Below are 20,892 nucleotides of genomic sequence, written 5' to 3' on the forward strand. Positions count from 1 at the left end.
CTCTCCGATGAACGAGGCGCTGCTCCGGAGCCTTACCCCGGGCGTCCTCGGGATCCTCGTCCGCCGCGGAGCCGACTTCGCGGCGGCCGAGGACGCCGTCCAGGACGCGCTGGTCGAGGCGGTCCGTGTCTGGCCGGCCGATCCGCCGCGGGACCCGAAGGGCTGGCTCGTCACCGCGGCCTGGCGGAAGTTCCTGGACGCGGCCCGGTCGGACGCCGCACGCCGCCGCCGCGAGGACCTGGTGGACGAGGAGCCGGCGCCCGGGCCGGCGGGCTCCGTGGACGACACGCTCCGGCTCTACTTCCTGTGCGCCCACCCGTCGCTGACGCCCTCGTCGGCGGTCGCGCTGACGCTGCGCGCCGTCGGCGGCCTGACCACCCGCCAGATCGCCCGGGCCTATCTGGTGCCCGAGGCGACCATGGCGCAGCGCATCAGCCGGGCCAAGCGCACGGTCTCCGGCGTGCGGTTCGACCGGCCGGGCGATGTGGCGACGGTGCTGCGGGTGCTCTACCTGGTCTTCAACGAGGGCTACGCGGGGGATGTCGACCTCGCCGCCGAGGCCATCCGGCTCACCCGGCAGCTCGCGGCTTCGATCGACCACCCCGAGGTGGCGGGGCTGCTGGCCCTGATGCTGCTCCACCACGCCCGGCGTGCTGGGCGGACCGCCCCCGACGGGAGCCTGGTGCCGCTCGCGGAGCAGGACCGCGGCCGGTGGGACACCGCGTCGATCGCCGAGGGCGTCGTGATCCTGCAGACGGCCCTCGCCCGCGACCGGCTGGGGGAGTTCCAGGCGCAGGCCGCCATCGCGGCGCTGCACGCCGACGCGCCCACCGCCGGGGAGACCGACTGGGTGCAGATCGTCGAGTGGTACGACGAGCTGGCGCGCCTGACGGACAGCCCGGTCGTCCGGCTCAACCGCGCGGTGGCCGTCGGGGAGGCCGACGGGCCGCGGGCCGGTCTCGCCGCGCTCGCCGGGCTCGACGAGGCGCTGCCACGGTACACCGCCGTGGCGGCGTACCTCCACGAGCGGGACGGTGACACGGCGACGGCGGCACGCCTGTACGCCGAGGCGGCCCTGAAGGCCCCGAGCCTCGCCGAGCGCGACCATCTGACGCTCCGGGCGGCCCGCCTCAACGCGCAGGGGCGCCGCTGAGGGACCTGCCGTCCGGGGCTCGCGGGCGGGGCTTGCGGGCGGGGCTCCCCCCGGCCGTCCCCGGTGTGCGACGAGGCCGGGCCGCGGGCTCAGGCGGTGGGGGCGCCGAACCACCGGGGGAGCCGGTCGAGGAGGTCCTGCCGGTCTTCACCGGCCCACGCCACATGGCCGTCCGGCCGCAGCAGCACGGCGGGGACGTCGAGCTCCTCGCAGACGTCGACGACGTGGTCGACCCGGTCCGCCCAGCCCTCCACCGAGAGCCGCCCGGTCTGGTCGAGCAGCAGCCCGCGGCCCCGGTGCGTCAGCTCGTAGAGGCGCCCCCGCTTCAGCCGCAGGTCCCGCATCCGCCGCCCGAGCAGTTCGTGGCCCTCGCCGAGGTCGTAGCGCACCTCCACCGCGGTGATCATCCCGGTGATGTACCGGTTGACCTCCTGGAAGTCCATCAGACGGGAGAACAGCTCCCGCAGCGCGGTCGGCCCCGGGTCGGATCCCAGCAGGGTGATCTGGGCGCGGGTGTTGGCGAGGACGCGGGCGCCCACCGGGTGCCTCTCGGCGTGGTAGCTGTCGAGCAGCCCCTCGGGCGCCCAGCCGTCGACGGCGGCCGCCAGCTTCCATCCCAGGTTGAAGGCGTCCTGGACGCCGAGGTTGAGCCCCTGCCCGCCGGTCGGCGGGTGGACGTGCGCCGCGTCGCCGGCGAGCAGCACCCGGCCGACGCGGTAGTGCTCGGCCTGGCGGGTGGCGTCGCCGAACCGGGAGAGCCAGCGCGGCGAGCGAGCGCCGAAGTCGGTGCCCGCGAACGCCCGGAGCTGCCGCCGGAAGTCGTCGAGGGTCGGCGGGGCCGCCCGGTCCTCGGCCACGCCGTCGGCGGGGACGACGACGCGGTACACCCCCTCCCCGAGGGGGGCCGCCCCGAAGCGCAGTTGGGTCTTGCGGACCTCCTCGCCGACGGCGGCGATCGTCTCCGGATCCGCCGTGAGCTCCATCTCCCCCAGGAGCGTCTCGACCGTCGCGGGCTCGCCCGGGAACCCGATGCCGAGCTGCTTGCGCACCAGGCTGCGCCCGCCGTCGCATCCGACGAGGTAGCGCGACCGCAGGCGCGTGCCGTCCGCCAGCTCGACCGTCACCGCGTCCTCGTCCTGGCTCAGCCCGACGACGTCGCTGCCGCGCCGGAGCTCCACGCCGGCCTCGCGGGCGTGCTCCTCGAGCAGCCGCTCGGTGAGCGGCTGCGGGATGGCGATGCCGTACGGGTGTTCGGTGTCCAGGTCCTGGGGCCACGGCTTGATGATGCCGCCGAAGAGGCCGCCCGCCTGGAACGTCTCACTCACCGCGAGGAACCGGTCCAGCAGGCCGCGCTGGTCCATGATCTCGACGCTGCGCGCGTGGAGGCCCTGGCCGCGGGACTGTTCGCTCCGCTCGGTCAGCCGCTCCAGCACGACCACGTGTACGCCGTGCAGCCGCAGTTCGGCGGCCAGCATCAAGCCGGTCGGACCGCCGCCGACCACGATCACGTCAATCATCACAACGTCCGTTTCACGAGAGGGGGTGGGGCCGGCCGCTCCGTACGGGTCGGCGGACACGGCGCCCCACCGCGGGCGACTCCGTACGTCTCCGTACGACCGCGCGCCACGGTGGTGGACCCGCCGGTGGTGGATCCGCCGTTTCCGCAGGTCCTGGCCTTGGGCGGATCATTCTGCGGGACGGACCCGGCCTTGCCGCAAGCCCCCCTGTGCGCTATACCTTGAGAGTGGCAAGGAGTCGGTGACTCCTTGCCTTTGTCGTGTCCGGCCCATGCCCCCACCTCGCGCGGTCGCGCAGGGGTCAGTGCGCTGCGGAGGAGTGGCGCGCTTCGGCGGCCGTCTTCAGGTCGCGCAGCCAGCCCTCGAGTCCCCGGCCCCGGCGGAGGCCCTCCACCGGTTCCTGACCTTCTGGACCCGTCAGCACGGCGTGCTGTCGCTGGAGCTCGCCGGCCACTTCGCCGGCATGGACCTCGACCCCGCCCGACTCCTCGCGGCCGAACTCGAGACAGTGCTGCCACCGCGCCCGTGACACCGTGAGCCGGCGACGGGCGGGCCCGTCAGCCGCGCTTCGGCCGGGCGGGAGGGTTAGGGTGCACCCTGATCATCACAGATCACCGCATATCGACTCGGCGGAGGTGCACATCCATCGTGCGGGTGCAGACGGACGCGAATCGCCGGCACGCCCTGCTCGCGGTCCCGCTCGGCCTCATCGTGGTCGTCACGGTGGTGGACATCCTCGCTCCGCCGGAGGTGCACCTCGGGCCGTTCCTGGCGGCGGCGCCGGCGGTCACGGCCTCGTTCGCCGGGCCGAGGACGACCGGCCTGATCGGCGCGGTGGCCGTGCTGGCCCAGATGGCCGTGGCCCTGGTACGCACCAGCCTCACGGACCTGAACCACACCTTCCAGATCATCGCGCTGATCCTGATCTCCGCGTTCGTCACCTTCTTCGCGGCGCTGCGGGAGCGGCACGAGAAGGAGATGACACAGCTCCGGTACGTCGCCGAGGCCGCACAGGAGGTCGTCCTGCGGCCCCTGCCGGACCGTATCGGGAGCCTGCGGCTGGCCTCCGTCTACCTGGCCGCCGAGGACGAGGCGCAGATCGGCGGGGACCTGTTCGCCGCCGCGCGGACGTCCCAGGGGACCCGGCTGATGATCGGGGACGTACGCGGCAAGGGCATGGAGGCGGTCGGGGACGCGGCCCTGCTCCTCGGCGCCTTCCGGGCCGCCGCCCACCGGCAGGCCGAACTCTCCCTGCTGGTGACGTACCTGGAGGGGACCGTATCGTCGAGCCTGGGCGACCCGGGGGCCGGTGCCGCGGAGGAGGAGCCCGGCGAGGCGTTCATCACCGCCGCCCTGCTGGACGTCCCCGACAGCACGCCGACGCTCCACCTGGTCAACTGCGGGCATCCGCCGCCGCTGCTCCTGCGGAACGGCGTGGTGACGCCGTTGGAGGTCCGACTGCCGGCGCCGCCGCTCGGGCTGACCGAGTTCGCGGGCCGCGCCGTCCTGACACCCGAGGTGTTCCCCTTCGAAGCCGGCGATGTCGTGCTGCTCTACACCGACGGGGTCATCGAGGCCCGCGACGCCTTCGGCACCTTCTATCCCCTGGCCGAACGCCTCGGCACCTTCGCGGAAGCGGACCCCCGGGCCCTCCTGCGCCGTCTGCGCGAGGACCTGCTCGCGCACACCCCGCACGGCCGTCTCGGCGACGACGCCGCCATGGTCGCGATCCGGCGGCTGCCGGAGGACTGAGCCCGGCCCGTGCGGCCGGCCGGTGCGTCGACTGACGCCGACCGGCTCCACCGGCCCGGAAGGCGCCCATGCCGCGCCTTCCGGGCGGGCCACTCGTCCGAGGGAGCGTCAGATGCCTTCGTCAGGGCACACGAAGGTCATGTCCGGAGAACACGCGCGCCCGACGAACACCCCGACGAGCACCCTGTTCCGTTCCGTCTTCGACGCCCAGGCGTCCGCACGCGGCGGCAGACACGGGCGCCGCGGCACGGCCCGTGGGCGGCTGCGCCGTCGGCTGCTGGCGTACCGCGCCGTCGAGTTCCTGTCCTCGCACCTCCCCGGCGACCCCGGGCCCGGGGAGGAGTGCCTGCTCCTCGTGCACGGCCGCAGGGTCATCGGGCAGGTGCACTACCGCATCTGCGCGAACTGCGCCGCGGGCGTCGTCACGGCCCTCGACATCGACCGCCCGTTCCACTCCACCGGGCTCGGCACCCGCGCCCTCTCCCACCTGCGTTCCCGCCACCCGGACGTCACCTGGCGCAGCACCCTGACCGTCCGTACCACCCGTGATCTGCTGCGCAGGATGCGCATCCCCGTCACCGCCCCCGACGACAGCGGCTGCCACCACGCGGCCGTAACGCCCGCGCCGGTCCCGGCCGGTTGACCACGCCCCCCGGCCGGGCCGGTCCTCGCGGGGGTCAGGCCGGGTGGTAGCGGACGACCAGGGTCGGCAGCAGCACCAGGTCGACGACGGTCTCCATCAGCTCACGGGTGGCCGGCGTCCGGTGCACGATGGTCTGCGCGAGCCAGGTGCCGAGCAGGACCTGGTGGGTGAGGCCGACGATCGGGTTGGCGGCCTCGATCTCTCCCCGGTCCACGGCGCGGTCGAGGAGCGCGGACAGATCCTTCAGGAGGGGGTCGATCAGGATCTCGCGGGCGATCTCCATGACGGTCTCGTCCTGGACGATGACGGCGGGGACGGAGATGAACGCGCCCCCGCCCGCGTCGTCGGCCAGCAGGCGCTCCACCAGGGCCATCAGGTCACCGCGCAGGCTGCCCGTGTCGACGCGCTCCAGGCCGTGTCCGTGTTCGCCGGAGAGCTCCTTCCAGGCCGAGATCACCAGCCGGGGCTTGCTCTGCCACTGCCGGTAGAGCGTGGCCGTGCTGCACCGCCCCCGTTGCGCGACCGCGGCCATGGTCACCTGGTCGTAGCCGACCTCGCCGACGAGTTGGGCGGTCACGCGCAGGAGCTCGCGCCGGCGCTCCGGGGTGAGTCTCCGACGACGCGTCGGCCCGGTGAGTGCCTCGGCCATGCTGGTGGTTCCTCCGACTGTGTGCGTCGCGCCGCTGTGCCGCGCGCGCCCCGCTTCGCCGCTGTACGCGTCCCGCTTCGGCGCCGTATCCGTCCTGCTTCGGTGCGACTCAGTCAACCGCGGCCCGCGCCCCGGCGGACCAGGGATTTCCCCTAGGGCGGGTCCGCCGGGGCTTCGCGACGCCGGCTCCCCCCGCGCCGGCAGCACCTCACCCCCGGGTCGGGCCGCGTCGTCCCTCCGGCGACGCGCCCCGTACCGCCCCGCCCGCCGCTCCACCAGGCGGGACGGGGCCGTCGGTAGAATGCGAGGAACTGCTGATCCCGTCGAGCATCAGCGTCGGGAGTACGCATGAACGAGTCCCGTGGCCGCCGGTTCATCGGGCGCTCCCGCGAGTTGGGAGTCCTGCGGGCCGCCGCACGGACCGCCGCCCGTGGGGTCCCCCGGGTCGTAGTGGTCTCGGGCTCCGCGGGCATGGGCAAGACCGTCCTCGTCGACCATTTCGCGGAGCGGGTCGACAAGGAGTTCACCGTCCTCAGGACGTGGGACGTGCCCCCGAAGACCGAGCTGCCCTTCTACACCGTCACCGGTCTCCTCACCGACGGCGGCGCCTACCCGGCGGGTACGCCCGGGCGGGAACGCCCGGACCCTCAGCTGTCGGTGCTCGGGACGGGCGCGGCGGTCATCCACCTGCTGGACGCCCTGCTCGAGCGCGCGCCGGTGCTGTTCTGGCTGGACGACGCGCACCGGATCGACATGGAGTCCTTGCAGGCCATCGGCTTCGCCCTGCTGCGGCAGCGGGCGGAGCGCGTACTGACCGTCGTCTCCACGCAGCACGCCGCCCGGACCGTACGGCACATGGGCCTGACGGACCTGGAGCCGGCACCGGAGCACATCGGACTCACCGGCTTCACCCCGGACGAGACACGCGACTTCGTCGAGGACCGGACCTCCCGGCCGCACGCGGAGGGGCGGCTGCGGAACCTCGCGGTGTGGAGCAACGGCAACCCCCTCTTCCTGGAGGCCGCGGTCGGCGCCTTCGGAGGTGACCTCCCCGACGACCCGGCCGTCACGAGCGTGCCCACGTCGCTTCGGGAAGCCGTCGGCGCCTGGTCGCGGTCCTTCCCCCCGTCGAGCCGCGCGCTCCTCGACATGCTCGCCGTCCTCGACGCCCCGGCGCCCGTCCCGCTCCTGGGCCGGCTGCTGGACTCCGACTCGGTCGGCGCCGACGCCGACCGCCTGGTGGAGCAGCATGCCGCCGTGTGGGTCCCGGGCGCCGCGCCGACCCTGGGGCTGGTCCACGTCGGCCAGCGGGACGCGCTGTACGCCGCCCTCCCCCGTGCGGAACGCGACCGGATGCACCTCAGGGTCGCCCGGATCCTGGGTCCGCCGGAGAGCTGGCGGCACCGGGTGGCGGCGGCGGAGAGTTACGACGCGCCGCTCGCCGCGGAGTTGCGGGACGCCGCCACCCGGGAGGTGGCCGCCGGTCACGCGGCGCTCGCGGCCACGTATCTGCTCGCCTCCTCCCAGGTCGAGCCGGAGGTCCGGCAGCGGCAGGAGGCGCTGGTCTCGGCCGTACGCCTGCAGGTGACGGGCGGTCAGCCGCGCACCGCGCTGCGCCACGAGGCGACCGTCCTCGCCTCCCCCGACGGGCCGCAGCGCGACGAGGCGCTGGGCCTGCTCAGCCTGGCGCAGGGCAAGGACGCCCGGGCCCGTACGTATCTCGCGCGGGCGCGGGAGGCCTTCACCGCCCGCGGGGAGACGGCCCTGGCCGCGTCCGCCGCCGCCGAACTGGGCGTCGCGGAAGGCTCGCTGGGGCTCGGGCAAGCGACGCTCGCGACCTCCCGGTTCGCCCTGCGGCACACCGACGACGCGACCATACGGGGGATGGCGCAGGCGAACCTGGCGTACGGCCACGCCCTCATCGGCGGCCCCGCCGTCGGCCTCGAGCACCTCGGCGAGCTGCCCGACCTCCCCGTCCGGGTCCCTCCCACCCACACCGACGCCCTCATCTACCGGGGCATGTTCCGCAGCCTCGCAGGAGATCTCGCGGGAGGCCTGAACGACCTCTCGGCGGCGGCCCGGCGGCGCGACGTGGGGGTGTCGAGGATCAGCAGCGTCTCCGCGCTGACCCACAGCCTGTGGAGCCACTTCGCCCTCGGCGAATGGCAGGACGCCCGACGCAACCTCTCGGTGGCGCTCGACATCGCGCACACCACCGGGCGCGCCTCCGACTCGTTCGCGCTCAACTGCTTCATCGCCGTCCTGCACGCCTTCAGCGGCCGGTTCGACGAGGCGAGGGCCGCGATGCGGGAGGCACGGGCCGTGGCCTCGGCGGATTTCGAGGGCCCCGACTTCCACATCGCCACCTCCCAGGCGGTGGTGGAGTTCGCCGCGGAGGACTACGAGAAGGTGGTGGCGCTCATCGGCCCGGCCGTGGACGACCCCGTCAACGAGAGCCGTGCGCGCCTGTACGCCCTCCGGCACGTGCCGTTGCTCGGGGTGGCGTACGCGCGGACCGGCGACACCGGCCGGGCCCGGGCCGTGCAGCGCCAGCTGGCGGCGGCGCGGCCGCACGGCGCGCTGCTCCCGGTGGTGGGCAAGTGGGTCGGCGGCGCGATCGCCGTCGCCGAAGGCGCGCCGGAAGCCGCCGTGCGCGCCTACACGGACGCGCTCGCGGTGGCCGCGGACGGCGGCGACCCGGTGCTGCACAAGGCGTGTGCGCGGCAGGACCTGGGCGCCGTGCTGCTCGCCACCGGCGACACGCAGGGCGCGCGCGAGCATCTGCGTGCCGCCGAGAAGGTCTTCGCCGGCCTCGGCGCGGAGCCGTTCCGCCTGCGCTGTCGCGCGATGCTGGACGGGCTCGGCACCTCGTCGGCGCGGCGCGGGGACGGCGGGGGCTTCGGGCACGGGCTGTCGGACCGGGAACGGGACATCGCCGGGCTGGTCGGCCGTGGCTGGACGAACCGGGAGATCGCGGCGGAGCTGTACCTCAGCGTGAAGACGGTGGAGTACCACCTGGCGAACATCTACGCCAAGAACGCCATCAAGGGCCGGCGGGAGCTGCGCGATCTGATGCAGTCCGGGGAGTCCGGCGAGCAGTCCCGGGAGAGCTGAGGGGACGGAGGCGGCCCCCTGTCCGGGCCTGGGAAACGCTCACGGAAGTGAGCGTTCCGGCCCGGGCTGCGGCCCCTGGGCGCCCTGTTCCACCGCGGTGGAACAGGGCGCCCGGGGGCTTCGCTCCGCGCGAGAGGAAGGGGCAGCCTTACTCCCGGGTGGACGTCACGGGCGGGCGGTGAGGAGGAGCCGGGTGGAGCCGTCGGGGAGGCCGGCGATGCCGACCTGGTCGCCCGCGAAGCCGGCGGCGCCCCGGACGCCGCCCACGCGCAGGAACGGGGTCCAGCCCCCGTCCGCGTGGCGTGCGGCGTGGTGGACGTATCCGTCGCGTCCGACGGCGGCCACCTGGGCGGAGCCGTCGGGCAGGCCGGTCAGGGCGACCGCGGAGGCCCCCATCGCGCCGCCGGACACCCCGGCCGGGGTTCCCCACCCCGACCACGTACCGTCGCCGCGGCGGAGGGTGTGCCAGATGTTGCCGTCGTTGCCGATCGCCGCGATCTGGCTGTCGCCGTTCGGCAGGGCCGCAATCGACAGGGCGGGTCCGGCGAAGTCCGGGGCGTTGACGCCCGCGACGACCGACCACGGGCTCCAACTGCCGTCGGCGGCCCGGATACCCAGGCGCATCCTGCCGTCGGCGCCGTAGACGAGGATCTGCGCGGAGCCGTCGGGCATGCCGGCGGCGGCGACCCTGGTCGCCCGCACCAGTCCGCCGTCCTGGCCCGGCATGGAGGACCAGCCCTGCCAACTCCCGTCGGCGTGCCGGATGTTGTGGTACGCGTAGCCGTCCTTGCCGACGGCGACGATCTGGGCGTCGCCGTCGGGCGTGCCCGTGACGGCGATGTCCCGGGCGGCGAAGCCGCCGGCCCGGTTGTCCGCCGCCGGCAGGAGGTTCCAGCCCTGCCGGCCGCCGTCGCGCCGGAGGATGTCGTGCCAGATGTTGCCGTCCAGCCCGACGCCGAGGACCTGGACGCCGCCGTCGGGCATGGCGCTCACGGCCTGCCGGGGTCCGGCGAAGCGGAAGGCCTGACCGACCCCGCTCAGCGGGCTCGGTCCGGTCCAGGTGCCGTCGGCCCGGACGGTGGCCTGGTGGAAGGTGTGCGCCGTGACCCGCTGAGGAAGGTTCTTGGAGATGATCTCCCGCTGGAGTTCACCGGCGGCCACCCCGGCCCGGTTCTGGTTCACATCGTCCGTCATGACGATGTTCATGTTGTCGGTGACGCCGGTGTGGTTCCACTCGGCCCGCAGCTTGGCGAGCAGTCGGGCGTTCAGCTCGTTCTCCATGCTGATCAGGTAGTTGTCGGCCTCCCAGGCCGACACCAGCCGCAGCATCCGGGCGATCTGGATCATCGCCGCGTCCGGAATGGAGTGGGTGGGGTCGATGATGGCCTGCTGGACGAAGAGCTTCCGCTCGCTGCCCGCGTCCGGCGTCCTGCCGAGCACCTCGTCGCCGCGCCGGAGCACCGCGTCGTACGTCTTCTTTCGCAGGCCGGGGTCGAGGGCGCCCTTGAGGATGTCCTTCCAGTCGCCGCTGACGCCGACGTAGCTGCCGCGGTAGTCCTGGACGAGGGGCTGTCGCCAGGCCCAGGGGTAGGAGGTGCTGTCCGTGTCGTCGACGAGGACCACGTGTTTGCCGGCGGCCATGAACTGGTCGTACGTGGAGGTGGGGCCGAGCGATCCGTCGGCGATCGCCGGGTTGCCGGGCCGGCCGCCGCCGACCAGGCCGCCCAGTTCGGTGACGGCCGCGCGGCTGTCCTCCTTGAGCGTGGCGGCGGGGCCGGTGGTCTTGACCCGGAGGATGACGATCTCGCGCGGGTGCCGCCGGATCCAGTCGGCGAGTTCGCGCGCCTCGCCCGGCACGGTGATGCCCAACGGGCCGCGCGCGTCGAAGAACAGCCGTCCCAGCGGCCCGCCGTGGTAGCTGTACCAGCGGTCGCCCTGCTTGCAGAGGCGCAGATCGAGATAGCGGGAGCCGGCGTCGAGCTGCTGCACGAGCGAGCCGCTCTGGGTGCGGGACATCCCGGCCGCCAGCTCCGGCCACGAGCGGGCGACGTCGACGGTGTCGCCGGCGTCGCACATGTCGCTGTCCTTGGTGATGCCCGCGGTCCCGGCGTCATGGCTGCCGGGCATCACGATCCCGTTGAGGGGGCGGTTCCCGAGGGTGCCGGCGAGTTGGGACATCCACGAACCGAGGTCGATCGCCTCGGACGTCCGCGCGGGACGCACCGGGTGGGACGCGGGAGCCCGGCCCGCGGCGGCGGCGCCCGCAAGAGCCGGTTCCGTGAGGGCCGGTGTCGTGAGGGCCGGTCCCGTGAGAGCGGGCCCCGTGACAGTGGGTACCGCGGTCGCGGTACCGGTGGCGAGCGTACCGAGGACGACCGACAACACCCCTAGCGTCAGCCCTCGACGCCCCGCTCTGCCGGCTTCGTTCATGTCCGTCTTCCTTCCGGTGCGGGGCGGGCCCGACCACGCCGTCATCGGTGTTCGCGCTGTCTCACTCCGTTCGCTGCCGGTCGGTGAGGATCTGGCGCATCCGTGTCCGGTGCGTGGGCGCGCCCGGGGTCGCCAGAGCATGAGGACGGGGCGAAAGGGCCGTCAACCAGCCTGCCCGGCCGCGAAGTTACCGACCGGTCGCAGCCGGAGCGGACCGGCGTCCGGAGCCGGGCGGCACCGGTGGCAACACCGCACGTGACGGGAGCGGAGCCCGACCCCCTCCCCCGCCCTTCCGTACGCTTCCGGCCGCCGTGGGCACCTCTTCCGGCCAGGTGAAACGCTCACTCCGGATGAGCGTTGTGCGGTCCGCCGTCAGGCGTCGGCGGCGCAGCGGAAGCCGCGGTCGCCGCCGCTGGAGCCGGGCGCGCGGGCAGTACGGGAGGCCACGCGGTGGCGGTTGCAGAAGGCGTCGTGGCACAGGTACGAGCCGCCGCGCAGGACCCGGTCCTCGCCCTCCTCGGGGCCGCGCGGGTCGGTGCGGGGAGCGGACGGGTGCTCGGCGGTGAAACGGTCGGCCACCCACTCCCACACGTTGCCGACCATGTTGCACAGGCCGTAGGCGTTGGACCGGTACGCGTCGACGGGAGCGGTCCCCGCGTAGCCGTCGTCGGCGGTGTCCCCCTCCGGGAAATCGCCCTGCCAGATGTTGCAGCGCCACCGGCCGCGCGGAGTCAGCTCGTCGCCCCACGGATAGCGCGCCTGGTCGAGGCCGCCGCGGGCCGCGTACTCCCACTCGGCCTCGGTCGGCAGCCTTCGCCCCGCCCATGCCGCGTAGGCCTGGGCGTCGTCCCAGGTCACATGGACGACGGGGTGCCGGGCGCGGTCGCCGATGGCGGAGCCCGGACCCTCGGGACGACGCCAGGACGCCCCCTCCACGGCCCGCCACCAGGGGGCCCCGGGCGGGGTGCGGCTCGCGCGCTCGAGGTCCGGGGCGAGGAAGCCGGCGAAGACGCGGGACCAGCCGGACCGTTCGGCGCCGGTGACGTATCCGGTCTCCTTGACGAAGGCGGCGAAGCGGGCGTTGGTCACCGCCGTCTCGTCCAAGCGGAACGGCGAGACGGTGACCTCTCGCACCGGTGCCTCCCCGTCACCTGGGTTGGCGAGCCCGTCCTCGTTGCCCATGCGGAACGTCCCGCCGGGCACGGACACCATCCTCGCGCCGGACGCTCGCCGCGCCCTGCGGAGGGCGGGCGCCGCGGGTCTCGTCCGGGGCGCCGCGTCGGGCGTGCGGCGGGGGGAGCCGCCCCTCGGAGTCTTCCCGTTCGTCACGCCGACCTCATGTGCGGTCAATGGACACCTCCCGGTCGGGACACGGAATATCAGAACCACCAGCCCGTTCCCCAAGATCGTCCGGAAACCCCTCGCTCTGGAGTCGTCATGCCGGGACGTCTGAGTGCCCCGGCTCTCCCCCGCCGCTCCGTGGACGACGGCGCCCGCCTCACCCCGTACAGGTGCGGCAGTGGCACCAGTCGGCGACTCCGGAGGCCCGCGGCCGGAAGACCGAGGACAGGGGGTCGGGGCGGCGCGGGGGCGTGGCGGTGCTCTCGCGCTCGACCAGCGCCGTCGGCACCAGGGTGGTGCCCGTCGGGGACTCCCCGCGCAGTTGCCGCACCATCGCGTCGACACACAGCCGGCCGAGGGCGGCGCGGTCCACACGGATCGTCGTCAGCGGCGGTATGAGCGATCCCGCCGTCGGGATGTCGCCGAAGCCGACGACGCTGACGTCCTCGGGCACCCGCCGTCCGGACTCGTGCAGGGCACGCAGGACGCCGAGGGCCATCTGGTCGTCGGCCGCGAACACGGCCGTACAGTCGGGTTCGTGGGCCAGACGCAGGCCGGCCGTATGGCCGGAGCCGGCGGTCCCGTCCCCCCTGAGCGGCGGCGGGATCGGACGGCCCGCGCGGCGCAGGGCTTCCTCCCAGGCGGCCGCCCGGTGACGGGCGGCGGTCGACCCCTCCGGGCCGGCCACGTGCCAGACGGTGCGGTGGCCGAGGTCCAGCAGGTGGCGGACCGCCGTGTCGGCGCCTTGGTGCTGGTCCGTGCCCACGGCGGGGAAGGGTCCGGAGGCGTCGGATTCCACCACGACGACCTTGGCGTGCGGTGGTACGGCGAGGAGGGCCGTGTCGAGGAGGGGAAGCTCCACCATCAGCGCCACCGCGTCCACGGCGAGTTCGTCGAGCCGGGCGAACGCGCCCGTGACGTCCTCCTGGTTCAGCGCGTCCAGGGGGATCAGCGTGACCGCGTAACCCTCGTGGGCGGCGCTGGTGACGAGGGCCTCCAGCGTCCGTACGTCGCCGGTGCCGGGCACGGTGCCGCTGTCGGAGAGGCCCCTGGTGATCACGCCGAGGGTGCGGAAGTCACCTCGTCTGAGCGCCCGGGCGGCGCTGTTGGGGCGGTAGTCGAGCGTGCCCATGGCGTCCAGCACCTTCCGGCGGGTGCCCGGGGAGACGGCCGGATCGCCGTTCGCGACGCGTGAGACGGTCTGCGCGGAGACACCGGCGAGCGAGGCGACCTCGGCCATCGAGACCCGGCGCGGCCACCGTGCCTCCGTACGCCGCTTCCGGTCGCCGCGGTGCGTGGCGGGGACGTCGGGGACGGGGCCGGGGCCCGGGCCGGGGTCAGACGGAGTGGGCACGGTGGCCTTTCGCGGCGGCCGGGACCATCACCACGGTGGTGCGCACCCCGCACCGGCGGAGGGAGGCGACCATGTCGGCGTTGGCCAGCGAGTCGGTGACCAGGGTGTCGATGGAGGCCAGTCCGACCGTCTTCGCCCGCTGCACCGCGCCGAGCTTCGAACTGTCCGCGACGACGATCGTGTACTCGGCCTGCTGGAGCATGATCCGGTCGATCTCCGCGCCGGGGGCGGTGTAGCGCGTCAGCCCGACCTGCGGGCTGACGCCGTCCGTCCCGACGACGGCGACGTCGAACCGGTAGGAGCGCAGGGTCTTCTCGGCGACGGTCCCGACGAGATCGTGGGAGAGCGGGCGGGCCGTGCCACCGGTGACCACCACTTTCACCAGCTGCCGGGCCATGAGCGAGGTCGCCGTGTCGAGCCCGTTGGTGACGACGGTGAGGCCCGCCCGTCCCGCCAGGCTCTTGGCGACGAAGCCGACGGTGCTGCCGCCCCCCAGCGCCACCGTGAGGGGCCGGGACGGTATCAGGGTCGAGGCGAGGGCCCCGATGCGGCGCTTGGCCTCGGTGTGCTGGGAACCGCGCAGGCTCACGGGTGGTTCCGCTCCGCGGTGCGCCGCGGCGATCTTGCCGTACGACCGGCGGATCAGGCCCTTCTCCTCCATCACGGCCAGGTCGCGGCGGACCGTGGCGCCGGAGACGCCGAGACGGGAGGGCAGGAAGCGCACCTGCACTTCCCGCCTCTGCGCGAGGAGCGCCAGGATCATCGAGATGCGCGTGTCGCGCGAGCGGTCACTCACAGGTTCTCCGTCCCGCCGTCAGCGAGGATCCGGCAGGCTGACGGTTCGGCTGCCCGAGGCCTCGCGCCTCGTCGTCCGGGGCCTTGTGGGCCCCGACCAGGCTCGCCCGCCCGCGCACCGAGGGGATCGGGGAAAGTCCCTAGGACGCCCCGGGCCGGGGCCAGGCGTCACGGGCCAGGCGGGAGTTTCCGGACATGACCTAGGGACTTTCCCCGATCCGGACCGACCGACCAGACGGTTCCATGGGGGGCAAAGCTCGCAAGAGTCACCTTTTGGAGAGAGATCTTCCGGAGTCCCCATGTACGTCACTGATCCCCACGACGCCGTCCGCTTCGACACGGGCGGTGACGACGTGGGAGTACGTTCCCTCCCGCCGCGTTCCTGTCACTCCCCGACCGCCGGTGTCGTCCGCCCGCTCGACCACTGCCCGCAGGCGGTCGGTGCGGCTCGGCGCCTCGCGCGGGAGCTGCTGGACCGGTGGGTGGTGCCCGACGCGGACTCGGTCGCGCTGGTCGTCTCGGAGCTGGTGACCAACGCGGTCGAGCACGCGCTGCCGCCCCTGGTCCTGCACCTCCACCGCGATCCGGCGCAGCGGCGCGTCTGGGTGGGCGTCTCCGACGGCGGGCCGGCGCCGCACGACGGCCCCTGGACGTCCTCCTGCACGGACGAGGAGCACGGCCGGGGTCTGGGCATCGTCGAGGCGCTGACCGACGTCCGGGAGACGGACACCCTCCCGGACGGTACGGCCATCCACTGGGCGCGGCTCGCCGCGGCCTGAGCGCCCGGGTCAGAAGATGCGCTGGCCTGGTGTGAGGACGCCGTCGGGGTCGTAGCGGTGCCGGGCGGCCTCGAACTCCGGCCAGAAGGCGCCGAAATGGCGCTCCCAGTCGTCCCGGGTGAGGGGCACCGATCCGATCGGGTACCAGCAGCCGCCCGCTTCGCGGGTGGCGCCGTACTGGCGGCGGTTCGCGGCGACCATTTCCTCCGCCGGATCGGCTCCGGGGGAGGCGGTCTTGAGCAGGGAGAAGAGATAGACGAGTTCCTCGTCGGGCATGACCGGGAGCGGGGTCGCGCACTTGGCGGTGAGGATGGGGTACAGCAGGATGACCGCGGTCGCCCCGATCGCGCGCGACGTGAGGCCGGCCAGCGTCTCGGTGACGACCGAGTGCACCGTGGAGGCGGGGAGCAGGCTGTCGTACCACGGGTGCGGGCGCTGCCACTCCCCCATCGCCCGGAACGCCTCCACCGCGGGGGCGAGCCGGTTGACGAAGTCGAAGTAGTCGACGTCCTGGGCCTGTGTCGTCGTGGGCTCCAGGTCGGCCGTGAGCCGGGCGTCGTCGGCCGCCGTCCCGTCGTAGGCGGCGGCTTCGAGCATGTAGGACCAGCCGTCCGGGGTGAGCAGGGCCTGCCCGACGAGGTAGTCGAAGCGGCCCTCCTCGATCAGCCTGGCCTGCTGCGCGGTGAGCGCGGCGACGCTCGGGAACATCAGGACGTAGTGCCGTACGGAGCGGGGCGCGGGCACCAGGGTGATCGTGGCGCGGGTGATGAGGGCGCACTGGCCGAGGCCGCCGAGGACGGCCCGGAAGAGGTCGGGGCGCTCGGACGACGAGCAGGTCGTGAGCTCGCCTTCGCCGGTGACGACCTGGAGTTCGACGACGTTGTCGACCTGCGTGCCGTAACGGCCGATCTGCCCGCCCAGGCCTCCGGCCGACAGCGTGCCGCCGACCGAGAGTTCCAGGTAGTCGGTGAAGGCCGGCGGCGTGAGCCCCCGGGTCAGGGAGGCCTGGGCCAGGGTGCTCCACCGGGCTCCGCCCTGGACGACCGCCGTGTCCTCGCGGATGTCGATGGCGTCCAGGCAGCCGAGGTCGATGACGAGCCCGGCGGGCACCTGCGCCTGCCCGTTGGTCGAGTGCCCCTGTCCTCGCGCGGCGACCTTCACCCCGCGTTCCCGGCAGTAGCGGACCATCGCGGCGACGTCCTCGGCCGATCCGGGCCGCAGGACCGCGGCGGGCGGCTGCCGGACGAGACCGCCGAAGTCGGTGGACGCGGCGTCGAGGACGGCCGGGGCGAAGCTCAGCTCCCCGTCGAGCGCGGGGACCGCGTCGAAGGCGCCGACGGCCGGGGCGGCCGCGGCCGCGTCGGGCTGCGGGGAGGCGGGGTGGGAAGGCGTCACGCGTACTCCAGATCGGGTCAGGGGCAGGGTCGTCCCCCTTGCCCGGATGGAGTCGGGGGACGGTGTGCCGATCCGGTGAGGCGGCCGGGCGCCCCCGCACGTCGACACACTTTCCTCACATGGTGATCTCTTCCCTGCCGAAGAGTCCACCAAAAATCCACCTGGGAAAGGAGATAGGCGACATGTCGACTCCGGGGCGACGCCGCTCGGCGGGCACTCGCGGGCAGCGGGGAGGGCGACACGCGTTCAGCGGGAGGGGAGTTCCCGACGGGCGAGGAGCGTGTATTCGGTGGGCGACACCTCCTTCTGCGCGTCCACGCTCGGCGCCGGGCCGCCGGCCGACGGCAGCCTCAAGCCCTTGACCTCGGCGGCCGGGAAGTCCTCACGCGCCAGACCGAGCGTCACGTGAGGCCAGAAGTCCTCCTCGACGATGTCCAGGGCGCGCATGATCTCCTCCTGGACGGGCCAGTTCGGGGCTGTGTTCGACACCAAGGCGGACCTGCTCGCCCTTCTGCACGACGTCCTCGTCGTAGCGATAGGCGGGGTCCTTCCGCAGACTCCAGCTGCCGTGCCGCACCTCGCCGGTCAGGCGGACGACCGGAGCGGGCCAATCCCCCTGTTCGACGAGGCCGCGGACGTCCGCCAGCCTGCGGTCGTCGGCGCCGCCAATGAAGCCCAGGGTGATGTGGATGTGCTCCGGCTGTTGGGGGTCGACCCGGTCCGCGCAGTCGTGCTGCAGCTCCACCAGGGCGTCCACCAGCGTGCCGGGGACCCTCAGGGAGATGAAGGCGTTCGTCGTGTGGTCCTTCGCCATGCGCTTCCTCCGTACATGAGCGTGCTCTCCGCCGATCCCGCGTCGGGCGGCGACGTTGCAGGGATTGCCCCGGCGACCGACACGGGTGGGCGGCGGCGGAGTGGCCTCACCCGGGCGGACGAGCGGCTTCACCGCAGAAACGATCAGCCCTTCCGCCAAGCGGCCGGGCGGGGCGTGGACACACGGGCGCGCCGGGCAGTTCGGACTGCCCGGCGCACACGTGTACGGGGTTCAGCGAAGCCTGTCCGGCCCCTCCGGCCGCGACGGTCTCGGGGGGAGGGGCCGGTCAGGCCGGGGGTCAGCGGCGGTGGTGGTGATGACCCCAGGAGTGGGTGTCCACGGTGCGGCCGCGGTCGTCGCGCAGGATGGCCTTGTCGCGCCGGTCGTCCCACACGTAGTCACGACGGTCCTGGAAGAGGTCGGTCCGGGTGTCGCGGCCCTCGCCGGTGTGGATGCGGAGGGTGGCGCGGCCGGCGAGGCGGACGCGGTCGAAGGTGTAGCGGTTTCCGTCGTCGTCGCGGAGCGTCCACCCCTTGAGGTTGACCGAGTGACGGGTGGTGTTCGTGATCTCGATCCATTCGGCGTTCAGCGACCGGTTGGAGCGGTTGTCGCGGCCGGGGCTGTCGGCCTGGACGCGGCTGATCTCGACCCGCGGCTTCTGGTGGCGGTCGCCGTCGTGGGCGGCGGCCGGCAGGGCGGCGACGGAGGTGATCGCGCCGGCGGCCAGGACGGTCGCCGCGATGCGGCGGGCGGTCGAAGAAGCAGACATGGGTGATGTCCCCTCAAGAACGTTTCTCCACCGGAAGGCTCCCGGTGGATGTGGGTGCGACCTCGGTCCGGTGTGGGCCGAGGACGCTTACCTTGCGGCTCCTCGGAGCGCGCCGACAGCCCGACCGCTTGCCGTTACCGAACGCGGACATTTCCGTAACTGTCGCTTGTATACGTCAAACACCCGTATCGGTCGTGATCCTGACATTCGCTGACCTCTACACCCACCCCATGGTGATCAAGGGCGATCCCGCATGGACGCCGGCGCATACGCGTGCGACGACACCCGGCGCACTGCTCCGACCGGGGTACGGGCCCACGTCACGGCTGTTCCGCACGTTTCTTCGTTCATGCGAAGCCTTCTCGTACGCATGCACGGCCAAGCCCGGCGGACCGAGGTGACGGTCGGCGATCTTGTTGCATGTACCCGTCGAGATGTAGTACTTCTTATACATGAGCGAGCAGGTACACAACAGGCTGGCGGTTGTCAGGGCTGAGCGGAAGGTGTCTCGTCAGGCGTTGGCCGAGGCGGTGGGTGTCCACTACCAGACCATCGGCTACATCGAGCGCGGCCAGTACAACCCCAGCCTCGATCTGGCGCTGAAAGTGGCCCGGTTCTTCGGCCTGCCGGTGGAGGCGCTGTTCTCCCTGGAGCCGTTCCAGCCGCTCACCGACGAGGTTTACGGGAGGAAGCAGTGATGACCACGACGCGCTACGACCGGCGCATGTACCAGGTGATGAACGACCGACGGGCAGCGAGGTTCCACGCCACCGCGGGCCGTCGCCGGGCGGTGGTGGCAGCCCATGTCGCCCTGACCGCGGTGGGGGTGGGCGCCTGGATCGCCACGGTCTTCGGACCCTGGTTCTGGCCGGCCGCCGTGATCGCCGTGGTCCTGCTCCCCTGGGTCCTGCTCACCGGTCTCCTCAACGGCTCCACGCGCGGACTGCTCGAACTGCGCGGCCGGATGCTCGACGAGCGCCAGCTCATCGAGCGCGACCGGGTGCGCGCCCTGTCCCACCGCGCCACCCTGTGGCTCCTCATCGCCGCGGCGATCGGCGCCGTCGCCTACGGCACGCTGACGGACGAGCCTCTCCGGGCGGAGGTCGCCCCGGTCCTGTCCGGGGTGCTGGCCGTGCACTGGATCATGCCCCTGTGGGTGGCGGGGCTGCGCGTCCAGGACGACCTGCGCGACGACGACGTCGACGCCGAGGCGTAGCGCCGGTCGGACCGCGCGCCGTGCGTACCGGGGACCGGGAGAGGTCCGCGGTACGCACGGCCGTGGCCGGGGTTCACCCCACCGGGCGCTTCCTCCGCAGCACGCGGGACAGGCGGGCCGGGGACCGCCACGGGCCGGCGGGAGCCACCCGCGCCGTCACGACCGGGCCGGGGTGCCTCGCGGGCGCCGGGGGCGCGGGGGCGGGCGCGTCCGGGGCGGTACGGGTGCGGGCGACGAGGACGAAGGTGACGCTGATCAGCAGGGCCCAGGCGCCGAACTTGGCGAGGGGGACCGGTTGCCAGCCGTCGAGTTGGTGGGGGTAGCTCCAGGCGCCGACGAAGGTCGCGGCGTTCTCGGCGACCCAGAGGAAGAAGCCGATCAGCGCGAATGCCAGGGCCAGCGGCAGGCGGTAGCGCGCGGCGCCCACGGTGAAGTGCACCCAGGTCCCGGCCATGGCGGCCACGAGCAGCAGGGCGAGCAGGACGCGGACGTCCGGCAGCCAATGGTGGCTGAAGAAGTTGAGGTACACGGCGGCCGCGAGCACCGCCATCGTGCGGGGCCGGTAGCGGGACAGCGACAGGTCCATGATCTTCCAGGCCCGGCAGCAGTAACTGCCGACGGCGCTGTACAGGAACCCGCCGTAGAGCGGGACACCCGCGATCTTGGACACGGCGTCCTCCGGATAGCTCCACGAGCCCATCCGCACCTTGACCAGCTCGAAGAGCAGCCCGACGAGATGGCAGCCCAGGATCACGGCGGTGTCCCGGGGCCCGTCCCAGCCGACCTTGCGGGCCAGAACCGTCAGCGCCACTCCGAAGAGCAGCAGCAGGTCGTAGCGCGCGACCGGCAGATCGGCGGGCAGCAGCCGGGAGGCCCCGATGCCGCCGACGAGCACGACGGCGAAGGCGACGGCCCGGACCTGGTCGAGCCCGAAACGCCAGAACTGCGCGCAGCCGTGGAGGATCCGCTGGTACGTCATGCCCGAGCATGACGTACCCGTGGCCTGCTTCGGTTCCCGACCAGCACAAACGCACCCGCCCGGCCATGCCCCCGCGGCCTTCGGGCCGGTTGATCACCGTCGCGGAAGGACATGGCCTCGGAGGGCATGGCCGCCGCGGGCCCGGTCACGGAGGTTCCGAGGGCATGGCCGCCGCGGGCCCGGTCACGGAGG

The 20,892-nt window shown here is 73.4% G+C and carries 19 protein-coding genes; 8 read left to right on the forward strand and 11 right to left on the reverse strand.

What is annotated here, in order from left to right:
• Positions 1-7 precede the first annotated feature (7 nt).
• Positions 8-1,153 carry a DUF6596 domain-containing protein gene (locus ACFZBD_RS00335; protein WP_391135812.1) on the forward strand — a complete coding sequence of 382 codons (1,146 nt, stop codon included), beginning with the start codon at positions 8-10 and terminating at the stop codon, positions 1,151-1,153.
• Positions 1,154-1,242: 89 nt separating this feature from the next.
• Here ACFZBD_RS00335 and rox read toward each other — a convergent pair whose 3' ends face one another.
• On the reverse strand, positions 1,243-2,670 hold the full coding sequence (gene rox, locus ACFZBD_RS00340) for a rifampin monooxygenase (protein ID WP_391132869.1): 1,428 nt from the start codon (positions 2,668-2,670) through the stop codon (positions 1,243-1,245).
• A gap of 271 nt (positions 2,671-2,941) precedes the next feature.
• Between rox and ACFZBD_RS00345 the strand changes: the two genes are divergently transcribed.
• The 3 genes from ACFZBD_RS00345 to ACFZBD_RS00355 all read left to right on the forward strand — a co-directional run bounded on the left by ACFZBD_RS00345 (position 2,942) and on the right by ACFZBD_RS00355 (position 5,065).
• Complete coding sequence (locus tag ACFZBD_RS00345) at positions 2,942-3,199, forward strand: WHG domain-containing protein (protein WP_391132872.1); 258 nt, start codon at positions 2,942-2,944, stop codon at positions 3,197-3,199.
• 119 nt (positions 3,200-3,318) lie between these two features.
• Positions 3,319-4,422, forward strand: a complete 1,104-nt coding sequence (locus ACFZBD_RS00350; RefSeq protein ID WP_391132875.1) for a SpoIIE family protein phosphatase — start codon at positions 3,319-3,321, stop codon at positions 4,420-4,422.
• Positions 4,423-4,561: 139 nt separating this feature from the next.
• Complete coding sequence (locus tag ACFZBD_RS00355; RefSeq protein ID WP_391132878.1) at positions 4,562-5,065, forward strand: hypothetical protein; 504 nt, start codon at positions 4,562-4,564, stop codon at positions 5,063-5,065.
• 34 nt (positions 5,066-5,099) lie between these two features.
• On the opposite strand, the gene ACFZBD_RS00360 is transcribed toward ACFZBD_RS00355, so the two are convergent.
• A complete protein-coding gene (locus ACFZBD_RS00360) occupies positions 5,100-5,714 on the reverse strand; it encodes a TetR/AcrR family transcriptional regulator C-terminal ligand-binding domain-containing protein (RefSeq protein ID WP_391132881.1) in 615 nt (204 codons plus the stop codon).
• Between the two features lie 348 nt (positions 5,715-6,062).
• On the opposite strand from ACFZBD_RS00360, the gene ACFZBD_RS00365 reads away from it, so the two are divergent.
• Positions 6,063-8,828 (forward strand): AAA family ATPase, encoded by a 2,766-nt coding sequence (locus tag ACFZBD_RS00365; RefSeq protein WP_391132884.1) that lies wholly within the window; start codon positions 6,063-6,065, stop codon positions 8,826-8,828.
• Between the two features lie 165 nt (positions 8,829-8,993).
• Here ACFZBD_RS00365 and ACFZBD_RS00370 read toward each other — a convergent pair whose 3' ends face one another.
• The 4 genes from ACFZBD_RS00370 to ACFZBD_RS00385 all read right to left on the reverse strand — a co-directional run bounded on the left by ACFZBD_RS00370 (position 8,994) and on the right by ACFZBD_RS00385 (position 14,749).
• Complete coding sequence (locus tag ACFZBD_RS00370; protein WP_391132887.1) at positions 8,994-11,006, reverse strand: hypothetical protein; 2,013 nt, start codon at positions 11,004-11,006, stop codon at positions 8,994-8,996.
• A 624-nt stretch (positions 11,007-11,630) separates the two neighbouring features.
• On the reverse strand, positions 11,631-12,470 hold the full coding sequence (locus ACFZBD_RS00375; protein WP_391132889.1) for an SUMF1/EgtB/PvdO family nonheme iron enzyme: 840 nt from the start codon (positions 12,468-12,470) through the stop codon (positions 11,631-11,633).
• A 286-nt stretch (positions 12,471-12,756) separates the two neighbouring features.
• A complete protein-coding gene (locus ACFZBD_RS00380) occupies positions 12,757-13,839 on the reverse strand; it encodes a substrate-binding domain-containing protein (RefSeq protein ID WP_391135814.1) in 1,083 nt (360 codons plus the stop codon).
• A gap of 97 nt (positions 13,840-13,936) precedes the next feature.
• Entirely contained in the window at positions 13,937-14,749 is an 813-nt protein-coding gene (locus tag ACFZBD_RS00385; protein WP_391132892.1) for a DeoR family transcriptional regulator, read from the reverse strand.
• 298 nt (positions 14,750-15,047) lie between these two features.
• Here ACFZBD_RS00385 and ACFZBD_RS00390 point away from each other — a divergent pair, with 298 nt between their 5' ends.
• Positions 15,048-15,527, forward strand: a complete 480-nt coding sequence (locus ACFZBD_RS00390; protein WP_391132895.1) for an ATP-binding protein — start codon at positions 15,048-15,050, stop codon at positions 15,525-15,527.
• A gap of 9 nt (positions 15,528-15,536) precedes the next feature.
• On the opposite strand, the gene ACFZBD_RS00395 is transcribed toward ACFZBD_RS00390, so the two are convergent.
• The 4 genes from ACFZBD_RS00395 to ACFZBD_RS00410 form a co-directional block, all read right to left on the reverse strand.
• Positions 15,537-16,922: an FAD-binding protein gene (locus ACFZBD_RS00395; RefSeq protein ID WP_391132898.1), complete on the reverse strand. Its 1,386-nt coding sequence runs from the start codon at positions 16,920-16,922 to the stop codon at positions 15,537-15,539.
• A gap of 246 nt (positions 16,923-17,168) precedes the next feature.
• The gene (locus ACFZBD_RS00400; RefSeq protein ID WP_391132901.1) at positions 17,169-17,369 is read right to left on the reverse strand and encodes a hypothetical protein; all 201 of its coding nucleotides are present in this window, start codon (positions 17,367-17,369) and stop codon (positions 17,169-17,171) included.
• A complete protein-coding gene (locus ACFZBD_RS00405) occupies positions 17,305-17,736 on the reverse strand; it encodes a 2'-5' RNA ligase family protein (RefSeq protein ID WP_391132904.1) in 432 nt (143 codons plus the stop codon). The genes ACFZBD_RS00400 and ACFZBD_RS00405 overlap by 65 nt, the downstream gene beginning before the upstream one ends.
• A gap of 298 nt (positions 17,737-18,034) precedes the next feature.
• Positions 18,035-18,505 (reverse strand): lamin tail domain-containing protein, encoded by a 471-nt coding sequence (locus tag ACFZBD_RS00410; RefSeq protein ID WP_391132907.1) that lies wholly within the window; start codon positions 18,503-18,505, stop codon positions 18,035-18,037.
• 452 nt (positions 18,506-18,957) lie between these two features.
• Between ACFZBD_RS00410 and ACFZBD_RS00415 the strand changes: the two genes are divergently transcribed.
• On the forward strand, positions 18,958-19,203 hold the full coding sequence (locus tag ACFZBD_RS00415) for a helix-turn-helix transcriptional regulator (protein ID WP_055639523.1): 246 nt from the start codon (positions 18,958-18,960) through the stop codon (positions 19,201-19,203).
• Positions 19,203-19,721, forward strand: coding sequence for a hypothetical protein (locus ACFZBD_RS00420; protein ID WP_391132911.1), 519 nt, complete (start codon positions 19,203-19,205; stop codon positions 19,719-19,721). The genes ACFZBD_RS00415 and ACFZBD_RS00420 overlap by 1 nt, the downstream gene beginning before the upstream one ends.
• A gap of 73 nt (positions 19,722-19,794) precedes the next feature.
• Here the strand turns inward: ACFZBD_RS00420 and ACFZBD_RS00425 are convergent, their stop codons facing one another.
• Positions 19,795-20,700 carry a DUF817 family protein gene (locus ACFZBD_RS00425; protein WP_391132914.1) on the reverse strand — a complete coding sequence of 302 codons (906 nt, stop codon included), beginning with the start codon at positions 20,698-20,700 and terminating at the stop codon, positions 19,795-19,797.
• Positions 20,701-20,892 lie beyond the last annotated feature (192 nt).

It is taken from the genome of Streptomyces sp. NPDC008121 (assembly GCF_042957155.1).
GTDB lineage: Bacteria > Actinomycetota > Actinomycetes > Streptomycetales > Streptomycetaceae > Streptomyces.